The sequence below is a fragment of the Liquorilactobacillus satsumensis genome, assembly GCF_964065465.1.
GTDB classification, from domain to species: Bacteria; Bacillota; Bacilli; order Lactobacillales; family Lactobacillaceae; genus Liquorilactobacillus; species Liquorilactobacillus satsumensis.
Window position 1 is genome coordinate 997,780 of record NZ_OZ061606.1, and the last position, 13,139, is coordinate 1,010,918.

The window sequence follows — 13,139 nt, forward strand, 5'->3', positions numbered from 1 at the left end:
TTTTTGAAAGGATGCATGTTTTCATTATTAATGATTTTAGTTGCAACTGCAACTATGATAGTTTTTAAAACCCAAGGCCCGCCTAACTTTCAGAGGTGGCAACACATCCACATCCTAAGTGCTAATTACAGCAACTGGAACATCAGTATTTTGGTTTAAAAAAGGGACATGTTTATCTGAAAAAAATAGAAAGAGAGTGTGACATAAGTTAACTTTTGTCACAGGCCCCTCTTTTATTCCGGATAAACGTGTTCCATAAGTCAAAATTTTCCGTCTAACTTCGAATTACTCATAGCAAAGTACTCGCTATGTTCGTAATTTCGAGTTAGCACTCAAATTTTCCCGACTTATGTCACACTCTCTTTCTATATAAACTGCTTTTTAAGATCTATGTCTTCTTCAATCTTCATTTAAAAGTACGTTGTTTGTGCAACAGCCAAGTGCCGCTTAATAAGCTTAATACCGCAAGCAGGATGCCTGTCAGACTAAGCGTATTTCCAGCATCATCACCGGTTTGCGGCAGTGCTTTTGCCCACATTTCAGCTTCCTTGCGTCCTGTTTGTTCAACCGGTTGCCTAGTTTCATTTGACAGCGCATAGCTTGAGATCTCAGTCAGTTTATGTGTAGGAACAGCATAGATAATCTGTTTAGCAGTAATTCCGTCCAGTTTATGCACACGTCCACGCTCATTTACTGAAATATTTGCGGCTTTAATCCGACTGACACGTTTATTTGCATTAGCCAGCTGTGCAATTTGACTGGCAGCTGCAATCTCAATTGCTTTTTTCTGTGCAGCTAATTTTGTTTGAATATTATTTTTTTGCGTCTGATATTTGTCAGCCAAATTAATCAGTGCTTGTTGTTGAAGTGTTGCCAGCCTAGTTAATGCTGCATCTCTTTGTGTCACTAGTGCATTAAGCAAAGCAGCGTTGGTTAACTTAAGGTTTGCCTGTGCAATTAAGGCTGACGCAACGGCCTCTTTTGCAGCTGTGTATTGCTGATTAGCGCTTGCTTGCGCCTGTTTAATTCTTGCTGTTGCAGTTAATGTAATTGCTGCTTTTTGCGTAACATGCGAACTAGGTACAGCACTTGCAACTTCAAAGATAAGTTGATAAGGATAAGTCATGCTGGCGTTAGCTTGAACTGCGACCCCCATGTAATCTGCAACCACAAAATTGTGTAAATGACCATTGGCATGTGCATCATCAACATAGACCATCTCAGTAATTGCATTTAACAATGCCACCTTTAAAGCTAAGATCGTTGTTTTGCTTTCAGCTGCAGTCGCCTGTGCAACACCAAGATTCTCGCCATCAAGTTGCAATCCTTGTGCACTAAAAGCTGCTTTTTCAGTCTCATTGAAAGAAAGATGTGTAAAATCGAGCTGTTCTTGGTTCCGAATTGCTGCCTCAGCAATTGTCGCATCTTCAACGTTACTATTATACTTAAGTGTTTCTGTTCCAATTGCTGTTCGGTATGAATTAACTAGGGTTACTGCATAATCTGCTAGTTCGTACTGTTGCTGCTTTGTTAAACCAGTTGTTGAAACAACGGCAGTTTTATCGCTATTATTCGTATTAATGTATCCATAATAACCATAATCAGATGCAACATCTGATTTCTTAACAACTGGTTTAGTTAAGACAACTGGTAATTGCGCTTCAGTAGAAATCGTATGTCCCGCAGTCTTCGCATAAATTATTGGATCACTATCCAACGTCTGCTGTGCCGGCGTAGCTGTTGCAGACTCGGCAGTACTGCTCAAGGCAGCTTGGGCAGTGGCAACTTTTTGCGCAGCTGCACTCTCAGTGGCAGCATTAGTTTGCTTTTGGTTATTAATTTTTTGCGCATAAGCTGAACTAGTGGCGGCAGATTCTGCTACCTGCTGTGCTTTTGTTTGGGCTACGGCGGTAGTATACTCTGTTGCAGCTTTGCTCTCAGCACTTGCCGCCGCACTAGTAGCAGCCTCCTTTTGGGTTGCAGCAGCGGTTTTAATCGAACTAGCACTGGTAGCACTCTGTGTCGTTGCAGAAATATCACTTGCATTTGACGCAGTCGTTTGAGTACTCGAAGTCGCCGCCTTTTCTTGCAGACTACTACTTGTACTTGCTGGTTTTTCTGTAGTCTGCTGAGTTGTCACGGAAGCAGTGGTCGTAGTACTGGTCACCGCACTTGTTGTTGCAGTGGTCGCATTACTCAGCGGATTAGTGGGCGCCTGCTTAGCAGTTGCTTCATTAACCGTATCTGCATGCACATTCATAACCCCGATAGTCAATCCTGCAAATGCAGCAGTCGTTGCCATTGCAATCTTTGCTTTTCTCATATGTAACACCTTTATCATGTATTTTTTGATTTTTATTAGTTAATGCTTATTTTTGAAACTTCATAGTAATTTAATTCTAAATATGTATGAATATTTTTCTACAACAATATTTTAACACAAACTCGCTCATTAATAATAGCTACATTTAGATGTACCTTAAAGATATGCACAAAAATAGAGAGTGTGACATAAGTCGGGAAAATTTGAGTGCTAACTCGAAATTACGAACATAGCGAGTACTTTGCTATGAGTAATTCGAAGTCAGACGGAAAATTTTGACTTATGGAACACGTTTATCCGGAATAAGAGAGGGGCTGTGACAAAATTTAACTTTTGTCACAGCCCCTAACTTAATTTGTATAAACAAGATAATATGCGGTCCCTTTTCAAGGATTAGATTCCCTGATTAACTCGCATTTTTGTCACCAGTAATTATTTTTCTTACTCAAAACTAACCAGTTTGGTGTCGCAATGATCAGCGTAAAGTGTGATTTCCCGAACGCCTCTTGGCAATCTTCCGTAGCAATTGTAGCCTGTTACATTCCCGTAAGTCAGCTGTACTCCATGGAACGTTTTTTGATAGTTATTGTCGTGATCATGGCCGGCAAAAACAGCTTTAATATTTTGATTGCGCAAAAAGGCATAAAAGAGGCCTGAATTAAGTTCTGATGAACACACATCTTCGCCCTTGGTTCCGACAAAGACGGAACTTTCCGTCGTCTTGTATTCAGGTAATGGAATATGCATGAAACCTAAATCAAAATCTGCTTGCTTGCGTTCGCGTGCATTTTCAAGAAACCAATTAACTTGTTCTGGTTCAATCGCTGCATACTCAACTTCCAGGTTCCACTTTGAATAAGCACCACTATCCCATACAAAAATTCTGTTTCTGATTTCATCTGCAGCAGTTAAAACATCCAACGTATAGTTTTCACGCTCAAAAACGGTATAGACATTGCTTTTTTCTGCTGGAAATTCCAATAGCTTTTCATACGCGCGCAACTCTGCTCGGTCGTAATCACCTTCACTATCATGATTACCATAAGTAATCGCAACAGGGATCTTCGTAGCATTCAACACTGTAAATAATTTTTCCAAACTCGCTTGGGGAACAGAATTATCTTTCCCCCACAGTAGGTCACCCGTCAGCATGATTAAATTGTATTGTTTCTTTTTAAAGAGCTGCTCCAACTTAGCAAGTGTTTTTTGATCGGCCTCATTAAGCGGTGCTTTTCCCAGATGGATATCTGTTAATTGACAGATTCTAAACGGCGCATTAGCTTCCACTTTTAGTTTCAACAACACACACCTCTTTCTACAAATACATTTTTTTCTGAATATAATAATCAAATGCTTGCGCGACAGCAGCAACTGCATGCGCATCCGCACCGTACACCAATGGAATATGCTTTTTTTGTGCAGCTTTAATTAGTTCCAGCGATGGAGACGGTTCGGTCTGTGACTGTCTAGCCAAGCCCGACATGTTGCAATCTAACAAATCACCTTTTTGTGCAATTATTTCCAAGATCTTGCTTTGCAAGTTCGCTGTGGTTTGATCCTGCCAAAGAACAGTTGGTGAGAATTCATTACGCCATTTACGATACAATGTGATATGTCCATAACGTACTGGTTTATTCATGGTTTCCCATCTAATTGCATTTAAGACAGTGGTCAAGTAAGCATTGGCAACCCCGACAGGTGTCTGATATTCAGCTAAAACGCCTGCACAAAAATCAGTGTAGCTATCGTCAATCGCTCGTAGCCCTGTTTTAGTAGGTAGAAAATGTACTGATAAAATCGCATCATCAATTTCTGCACCGAATTCCAACAATTTGCTAGCGGTCCATTCCCGATATCTTTCAAAATAATCGACTTCAAATCCCACCAAGATTTTAATTTGCTCTTCATATTTTGTTTTTAAATACCGCATTTTTTCAAGATATGCTGGAAGTTCATGGCTCCTCATTGCTGCAGTATAGATGGCATGTCGCGAACCTTGTGCATCTTTATAAAATGCAGGCGGCATTGGGAAGTGTTCCGTGAACGAATATGTTTTGAAACCTGCAGCAATCGCTTTTTCTATAAACAGCTCGCTGTCTTCGCCTGACCCATGCGAACAATATTCAGTATGTGTATGTCCATTCCACGTACGCCTATCAATTTTGCTTAAATCATCTCGCCCCAACAAACTATGCTCCCACCTCCTTAACGTACTTGGAGTGCAGATACAAGGTCTCTTTTGCTCCAACCGTTAATGGTTTAGCGTGATTCAAATTCTCAACTTTCAGCATAATTCCAGGCGCGCTTTCAAACAGATATTGGACACGATCACCTAAAATAGAGGCACTTTGCACTGTTCCGGTGATTGCAACCGAATCTGAACTTTGCAAATGGTTCTCTGCTCTTTCAAACAATTCCGGACGAACAACATACTTCAATGTTCCTTGCACATTTTTCAAGCCCAGCTTAACTAATTCTTGACCACTCAAGATGTTATGATTGCCAATGAAATTAGCGACAAACAAATTCTGCGGAGCTGCATAAATTTCCATTGGGGAGCCTTGTTGCTGCACCTGACCGTCATTCATCACAATGATATCATCAGAAATTGCAATTGCTTCAGCTTGATCATGCGTCACAAAAATCATTGTGATCCCTAATTTTTCTTGGTAATGCTTAATCTGATTCCGCAACTCAACCCGAATCTTAGCATCAAGCGCACTGAAAGGTTCATCTAACAGCAGCAACTTTGGCTCCATCACCATTGCACGCGCAATCGCAACACGCTGCTTTTGCCCACCTGATAAATCGTCTGGATAAGTATCTTTTTTTTGCTCCATTCCTACTAGCGCGAGCATCTCATTCACTGCGGCATTAATTTCTGCTTGCGGCTTTTTTTGAACCTTTAAGCCATAAGCAATGTTTTCAGAAACACTTAGGTTTGGGAAAAGCGCGTAGGATTGAAAAATCATTCCAATATTTCTTTTATTCGCGGGCAAATGCGTAATGTCTTGCCCATCCAGTAAGATCTTGCCCGTAATATTCTGGTTTAAACCCGCAATTGCTCTTAGAACGGTCGTTTTCCCGCCACCACTGGGCCCCAAAATTGAAGTCAACGTGCCTTGCTTGATATTGAAGTTCATCTCTGAAATGACATTTAATTTTCCAAAATTAATACTTAAATCTTCTACGTTAACCAAATTATCCATCTTTTTACTCCTTCCGCTGATCTATTTTTTTACCGTGCACTGTTTTAATAAGTAAGAACGAAATGATCATGAGAAAACCAAAGTAGATAATCGTTAAGACACTTCCGGCATTTCCATTAACACTCATCAAACGGTACATATAGATTTTCAGTGTTTCAAACTCGCCGCCTAAGAAAATATTTGTAACGACGTACTCACTGAAAGCTCCCGTGAAGGTTAATAGCATACCTACCAGTACCCCTGATCTAATATTGGGTAAAATGACATGCATAAATGCACCAACTGGACTTTCTCCCAAAAGCTGGGCTTGTTCAAACATTGCCCGAAAATCTCTGCCCATAAAAACATTATTCAAGCTTTGATAAAAAGAAGGCAAGTTAATCGCCGTCAAAGTCAAGATCAGCACAACTATTTTAGGGATCGGCAGATTAGCATACAACTGTACTAGCCCAGTCACCAAGACAATTCCAGGAATAGTAAACGGAATAATCGTTAAGAACCGCATTTTAGCTTTCAATTTAGGTTCATATACGTTGATGTAAAAAATAACTGGTAAAAAAATTACCATTGATACTATCACTGTTGCCACACCAACTCCAAAGGAACGTAAAACTGCCGGTAAAAATGAAGGACTGCTTGTCAAAACAACATACCAGTGAAAGGTCAAGCCTGTTGGTAGAATTGTCTTTACCCATGAGGTCGAAAGCGAATAGGCCAGCGTGGCCACAATGGGTGTTAATAACATAATTGAAATCAAACTAATGGTCAATTTAGCACCAAAATTACTACTTTTTTTCAAAAAGACACCTCTTTATCGACTTCTCCTAGTAAGCCTATTACCTAAGGCAACAAGCAGCATCATAATCGCAGCAAAAATTGTTGAAAGCGCACATGCTAATGGAATATTTGCATCAAGCGAACCATTCGTCAACGCCCCGATTACAATTGGAATAGAAACAACATTATTTCCCGTTAATGCATACATAGTTTCATAAGTTCCCATCGCGTTTGCAAAAAGGATAATGAAAGTCTCAATGATATTCGGCAAAATAAGGGGCACAATGATCTTCTTTAAAAAGAACCAATTATTCGCACCCAGAACCTGCGAAGCCTCTTTCCAATCTGAGTTGATTTCCTTAATTGGTGGAAATAAAAACATTATCCCAAGCGGAACTTCAAAGAATGTATACGCTAGGATCAAGCCTGGTAAAGAATAGACATTGAATGCTCCTAAAAAACTCAGATGCGAAGCTGTCGCAATAGCCTTCAAAATTCCTGAATTACCAAACAAAATAATCAAGGAAAAAGCCAACGGAATACCAGCAAAACTTGCTGCCATATTGAACAGCGTAAGAAACGTATTTTGCGTTTTCTCAGAAAGACGCGAAATTGCCCATGCACCAAGGATTGACAAAATTTCACCAATTACTGCTGCAATCAACGAAATATATAAACTGTTCATGATTGCCTTGCGATAATAATTGTTCTTGAAAATCTCTGTATAATTTGAAATTCCAATCCCGCCATCAGTCCCCTGAAAACTGGAAAAAAACATAATAAGTACTGGAAAAACCAGTACTAGTGCAATTAATAGACTAAAGGGAAATAAAATTTTGACTTTTGTTTTCATAAAAACACCCTTTATTTTGAGCCTAGAACATCGGATTGCCATAATTGTGCCAATTTAATAGTTGTTTTGTTCCAAGTTTCATTACTCTTAACATGGTAAATCTTTTTGTAATCTTTATCTGGAAGCAGCTTGCTCTTGATAGACGCTGGAATCTTAATATCCGTTCTAATTGGTCGTGCGTAGCCCTTCGCCAAGTTGATCTGTCCTTCTTTAGACAGGATGTATGAGCGTGCCAGCTTAGCAGCATATGGATGTGCAGCATTCTTATTAATAACCTCTGCGTACCCACTCATTACAGAACCATCAGATGGAATCGTAATCTTGTAGCGACCCTTTTCATTAATCAAGTTGCTATAATTAAGTGCATTAAAGTCCCAGACAATCGAAACTTGGGTTTCGCCTTTTTTCAGATTCTCAACGCTTGAATCTACCGATGAAAGTCGATTTGCCTTTTGCAGTTTTGCAAAATATTTAATTCCTGGCATAATGTTCTTTTCATTACCGCCATTTGCGTAAGCTGCAGCTAAAACTGCATACTGTGACTGGGCACCTGTTGTAACGTCACCAACAGAAACTTTATACTTTCCAGAAGCCAGATCTTTCCATGAAGTTGGTGCATCTTTTGTACTTACATTTTTTGTATCAGTAATAAATGCAATTGTTCCTGTGTATCCTGCCGCATAGTAGCCTTTTTTGTCTTTTGCCCATGAAGGAATTTTATCCCAATATTGCGTTTTATAGGCGGTTAACAAATTCTGCTTTACAGCTGTCGGCCCAACGTTAATTCCAATATCACCAAGATCGGCTGCACTTGAACTCTTGCCAATCTTCTTAAAATTCTGTAACTCTTGCGCACTTGACATATCGGTATCAGTATGAGAAATTCCAAATTTACTCTTGATATCATTCCAAGTTCCGACCCAGTTTGCCCAAGTATCCGGCATCCCAACTGATTTAACTTTTCCTTCTTTTTTGGCCTTTTTGACAATTGTATTCCAATTGTCTGAAGTTCCTGCCGAGCTTTGAGAAGAGCACCCTACTAAAGTTGTCCCTAATAATGCAGTGATTAAAAAAATGCTAGTTTTCTTGCTGATTTTCATTAATAATATCTCCTTTCACAACAATTTCAAAGATATCATATGATTGTAAATTTTATAATCACAATAAGGTAAACTTCATGTAAATCGTCTAATATTTTTAAGGTTGCATTTAATTGCTTATTAAGATATTGTTTTTATTGTGCCGCCTAAAATTCAAGCCTTCATTATCGGGATATTTTTTTCAAAAAAAGGCTGCTATATCAGCATCTGATTGCATAATTTAAAATAAGTTAGCCTTAGCGTTCAGTCAGCGTCCTCCAATTAATTTTACAGGTCCTTTACAAAGGGCTGATTTTTATTTATAAAAGCAGATAATTAATTACCTTAATTAAAAATATTAGTTCGTTTCTTCTTTATTCTTTTTGCCCTACTCTTTATCAAAAACTTAATTTTCATTTGTAGTTTTCATATGTACTAGTCTGGTATACTTAGTCCACTTCTTCCTTTTCAAAGAGGGGCTGTGACAAAAGTTAAATTTTGTCACAGCCCCTCTTTTATTCCGGATAAACGTGTTCCATAAGTCAAAATTTGAGTGCTAACTTCGAATTACTCATAGCAAAGTACTCGCTATGTTCGTAGTTTCGAGTTAGCACTCAAATTTTTCGACTTATGTCACACTCTCTAATTTTATTTTATAATAGTTCTCCAACCAGCACTGTTACTTCACGAGTTGTGCAATCGTGTCATTCACAGCTGTCTTTTCTTCTTCAATCAAGTTGACGCGTCCTTCAATTACTTTAATATCCATTTGAATTTCACGTGTTAAGCCCGGTGTCTTAATTTTAGGTTCAAAGAACGCCTTGAATTCAGCTAAGCGCGCTGGCGTATGGAAAATACTTGCAATGACTGTAATATAGGTTGTGAACTCCATATCACCGCCAACTGTTTTTTCCAACCACTGCCACTCAGCGCGAATCCAGTCCCATGCCGCCTGTTGCCCATCATCATTGGCTAACACATTGCGGAACCAAGCACGCAAATCTTGCGGTTTAATTGTATCTGCATCTTCAAAGCGCGCAATTAGCTGTGCAATTAAGTTAGCATCAGGTGTGCTTGACAACGCAGCACATAGGTCTGACTTAAAGCTCGCATCCGTTGATTGCCGATATTGCTGCAACAACTGTTCGCATAAAGCAGCGCTGCCGAAGTGCTTAACTTCGTTGGCTAATACAAAGACCCGGATCGCAGCTGGTAAAGCTACCAATTGGTGCTTATTTTTAGTAAATAACACATGTGCAGCCTCAATTGCGGCCTGATTACGTGCATACAACGCTGCACGTAATACATACGGACGTGTCAATTGGTCGTCGTTTGTCTCATTTTCTTTTGCATTCCAGCCCAAGCGTGTGACTTGAGCTGCACTCAACTTATCATAAAATGTACGCAAATTCTGCTCTGCTATTGAGTCTGGGGTCACAAATTTTTTCAAGTTGCCAGCAACCTGATATAGCGCAGCATTCACAATTGCAAAATGGCTGTTTGCAAATTGCGTTAAAACCGGAACGATTGCAACGTAAGAAAGCAGACGTCCCTCTGCTAACAAGCGCAGATCTTGTAAAATCTGCAACTGCGAAACAGCTCCAAGGCTAGCGCTTTGATCCAAGATATCCTGTAAAAGCGTCGTGTCATATTTAACAATAAAGTGTGAATTGTTGCCGATATTCAACCGGAAAGGTTCCGCAGCCGCTGCACGTAATTTAGCATAATCACCGACGACAACCTTCTTGGTAGTCAAGATAGCTGGAACAGCTGCATAGTTGCTATTGAGTGGAATTTGCCAGTTGCGTCCTTGTTCTTCACCCGCACCAATGAAAAACTGTTGCTGTGTGAGCACTAGTTGCCCTTCTTCAACTGCTGCTGTGACTACAGGATAGCCTGGCTGTTCCAACCATGAATTCATGATTGCTCCGACATCAATTCCAGCAGCGGCTCCTAACGCTGCCCACAAATCAGCACCAGTCGCATTTCCAAACTGATGTGCCGCAAAATAGTTCTTCAATCCGGTACGAAGCGCGTCGTCACCGATCAGCGCACGGACCATCACGAGCATCCGTGCCCCCTTAGCATATACAATTGCACCATCAAAAAGCGCGTCAATTTCGGCTGGATTATTAACCTGGACATGGACTGACTGAACTCCATCAGTTGCATCTCGCTGTAAAGCTGCCGGAGCCTCTGATGTCTGGAAGCTTTCCCAAATACGCCAGTTAGGCTCCAAGGCATCAATTGCGACATATTCCATCATATTAGCAAAACTCTCGTTTAACCACAGATCATCCCACCACTTCATTGTGACCAGATCACCAAACCATTGATGTGCTAATTCATGTGCAATCACTGTTGCAACCAATTGTTTCATGTCAAGTGCTGTGTTTGCCGGATCAAGGAGCAGATATGCTTCCCGGTATGTTACCAGCCCCCAGTTTTCCATCGCGCCTGCCGAAAAATCAGGTAGGGCCAACTGCCAGGAATGCGGTAATGGATAGGGTGTTTGATAAAATTCTTCATAAAATTCGATTGAACGTTTTGCAATATCCAATGCAAAGTCAAGTTCATTAGCTTGGTGCGCTTTGGTAGCAAAAACTCCGATCTTTACGCCACTCTCAGTGGTTGTCAGCTTACTTTGCAGCTCTCCAAATGCAAAAGCCACCAAATAAGTTGACATCCGGACAGTTTTTTCAAAGTAATGCACACCATCTTCAACCCGTGCTTCCGGCATATTACTTAAAACAGTTTCACCAGGCTGCTCATCAAATTTAAGCACAAGCTCAAAAGTTGCTTTTGCTTCGGGTTCATCAATGCATGGAAATGCCTGACGCGCAAAGTTAGTCTCGAATTGCGTCCCAATAATCTGCTTTTTAACTCCATTCAACTCATAATACGAAGGATAGATCCCCATCATTGTATCCGTCAATGCTGCCTTGTAAGTAATTGTCAGTTCAACATTGCCCGTTTGCTGCAAGTCAATTCGCAGCGCATCTGCAGCTGGATCTGTTGTAAAGGGGAGTGCCTGTCCATTGGCTTGCACAGAAATAATTGTCAAATCCTTTTGATGAATAGCAATTTGAGATTCTTTGGCAGCGCCTGTAATAGTTGTCTTGCCGGTAAATTGTTTTGCCTTGCGATCAATATTTAGAAAAAGATCATAATGTTTCGGTTGGAACATCTGATAAAAGCGTGTCAATTCAGCCATAATTTCTCCTTTAGTCTCTTTAGAATTAAAACCATTATACGACTTCAGTTAAAAAGGTGCTACTATCCATGCTTTATAAATTTACTTAATCGCATTTAGCATTTGTTAAGCGTTCTACAATCTTTGCTGCTGGTTCAATCCTAGTTATCCTAGCCGCAACTTCTCCTGCCATGAAAGCTCCTCGCTCTAAGTCCCCTGCTTGAACCGCTAAGCGCAACGACATATTTTGATTCTTAACAGCAAGCTTTAAAACACGGGCTCGATAACCATTTTGGGAAATTCTAATAAGGGTGGCCTTGGGATGACTTTTAATTAACAACTGACGATAATTGGGATGAAGCTGACATTCTTGTGCTGCTAAAAAAATTGTTCCAGCTTGAATTCCTGCGGCCCCTAAGTTATACATTGCTAGTGCATCTTGATAATCATAGATCCCCCCGGCTGCTAAAATCGGTTTAGCAGTCTTTAGCGCCAATTGCTGCACCAATTCTTTTGTCTGAAAATCCCCCACATGTCCACCAGCTAGTTGTCCTTCAACAATTACACCTGCAATTGGCAATGCAAACATCTTCAGTGCAATTGTTGCAGAAGGAACAACTGGGAAAACTTGGCAACCTGCTTGGTTCAATGCTGCTAAATATAATTTGGGTGTACCTGCCCCAGTGGTGACAACCCGTACCTTCTCATAACAGATAACTTTACACAATTCTTCAATGTTATCATCCTGTAACATTAGATTTACCCCAAAGGCAGACTTCGTCAATTCTTTAACCTGCGTAATCATTTTTTGCAATTGTTGTGCCGAGCGCCCCCCACTACCAATAATTCCCAAAGCACCGCTATTTGAGACCGCCGCCACTAATTCTGGGTTACTAGCCCAAGCCATGCCACCTTGAAAAACTGGATATTTCAATCCTAATTTCTGATACCAAAGACTCATCTTTCTTCCATCCTTTGATACTGTGCTGGTAGCCAGTAACCTTGACGAGTTCCATTTACTGCCAACACCTGCCCTGTTTTTTGAGTAGAAAGGACGTGTTGTATGATAAAGTCTGCTACTTGTGCAGCCGTTCCCAACTGCCACATTGGTGGCAAACTTCCATTTTTTTGTCTAAATTTCTCTAAAACTGGCCTCGTCATTGCCGTTATAGCCGCAGGGGCGACAGCATTAACATAAATTTGTTTTCTTTTTAACTCCGCCGCTAGTGTGTACGTCATTCCAACCAAAGCGGCTTTGGCAGCACTATAATTTGCTTGTCCCGGATTACCCTTTAGACCTGCTTGTGAAGTAATATTGACAATGTGTCCTCCAGGAACAATTTTAGCGGTTAATCTTGAGGTCACATTATATACACCGGTTAAATCGGTTGCAATCACTGTATCCCATTGTTCATCCGTCATCTTTGACCACCAGTTATCAGCAATCGTCCCAGCGTTATTAACAAGGACATTTAATCGATCGATTTTCTGGAGTTCTTGCTCTAAAATTTTACGGTCACGGACATCAAAACAAACAGTTGTGCAGCGCTCTCCTTGAGGTGCCAATTCCAACTTGCGTTGCTGCAGTTCAGTAGCATTGCGCCCGTGTAAAATCACATCATATCCATATGAATATGCCTTTTGCGCAAGTGCCCAGCCAATTCCTTTGGTTGCACCTGTAATTAATATTTTCTTTGTCATCTTC

10 protein-coding genes are annotated in these 13,139 nt (G+C 40.5%); all 10 read right to left on the minus strand.

Annotated features, from left to right (window positions below):
- Positions 1-406 precede the first annotated feature (406 nt).
- The 10 genes from AB3Y88_RS04815 to AB3Y88_RS04860 all read right to left on the minus strand — a co-directional run bounded on the left by AB3Y88_RS04815 (position 407) and on the right by AB3Y88_RS04860 (position 13,135).
- A complete protein-coding gene (locus tag AB3Y88_RS04815; RefSeq protein WP_228889078.1) occupies positions 407-2,323 on the minus strand; it encodes an SEC10/PgrA surface exclusion domain-containing protein in 1,917 nt (638 codons plus the stop codon).
- Positions 2,324-2,764: 441 nt separating this feature from the next.
- Positions 2,765-3,622 (minus strand): metallophosphoesterase family protein, encoded by an 858-nt coding sequence (locus AB3Y88_RS04820; protein ID WP_228889079.1) that lies wholly within the window; start codon positions 3,620-3,622, stop codon positions 2,765-2,767.
- A gap of 16 nt (positions 3,623-3,638) precedes the next feature.
- Positions 3,639-4,508 carry a histidinol-phosphatase HisJ gene (gene hisJ, locus AB3Y88_RS04825; RefSeq protein ID WP_228889084.1) on the minus strand — a complete coding sequence of 290 codons (870 nt, stop codon included), beginning with the start codon at positions 4,506-4,508 and terminating at the stop codon, positions 3,639-3,641.
- A 4-nt stretch (positions 4,509-4,512) separates the two neighbouring features.
- Positions 4,513-5,532 carry an ABC transporter ATP-binding protein gene (locus tag AB3Y88_RS04830; RefSeq protein ID WP_056961769.1) on the minus strand — a complete coding sequence of 340 codons (1,020 nt, stop codon included), beginning with the start codon at positions 5,530-5,532 and terminating at the stop codon, positions 4,513-4,515.
- Positions 5,533-5,536: 4 nt separating this feature from the next.
- Positions 5,537-6,331: an ABC transporter permease gene (locus AB3Y88_RS04835; RefSeq protein ID WP_228889093.1), complete on the minus strand. Its 795-nt coding sequence runs from the start codon at positions 6,329-6,331 to the stop codon at positions 5,537-5,539.
- 12 nt (positions 6,332-6,343) lie between these two features.
- Positions 6,344-7,162 carry an ABC transporter permease subunit gene (locus AB3Y88_RS04840; RefSeq protein WP_056961771.1) on the minus strand — a complete coding sequence of 273 codons (819 nt, stop codon included), beginning with the start codon at positions 7,160-7,162 and terminating at the stop codon, positions 6,344-6,346.
- 11 nt (positions 7,163-7,173) lie between these two features.
- Entirely contained in the window at positions 7,174-8,262 is a 1,089-nt protein-coding gene (locus AB3Y88_RS04845; RefSeq protein WP_054755785.1) for an ABC transporter substrate-binding protein, read from the minus strand.
- Positions 8,263-8,920: 658 nt separating this feature from the next.
- Positions 8,921-11,455, minus strand: coding sequence for a M1 family metallopeptidase (locus tag AB3Y88_RS04850; protein ID WP_228889095.1), 2,535 nt, complete (start codon positions 11,453-11,455; stop codon positions 8,921-8,923).
- Between the two features lie 85 nt (positions 11,456-11,540).
- On the minus strand, positions 11,541-12,395 hold the full coding sequence (locus AB3Y88_RS04855) for a nitronate monooxygenase family protein (RefSeq protein ID WP_056961773.1): 855 nt from the start codon (positions 12,393-12,395) through the stop codon (positions 11,541-11,543).
- Entirely contained in the window at positions 12,392-13,135 is a 744-nt protein-coding gene (locus AB3Y88_RS04860; protein WP_228889098.1) for an SDR family NAD(P)-dependent oxidoreductase, read from the minus strand. The genes AB3Y88_RS04855 and AB3Y88_RS04860 overlap by 4 nt, the downstream gene beginning before the upstream one ends.
- Between the last annotated feature and the right edge of the window lie 4 nt (positions 13,136-13,139).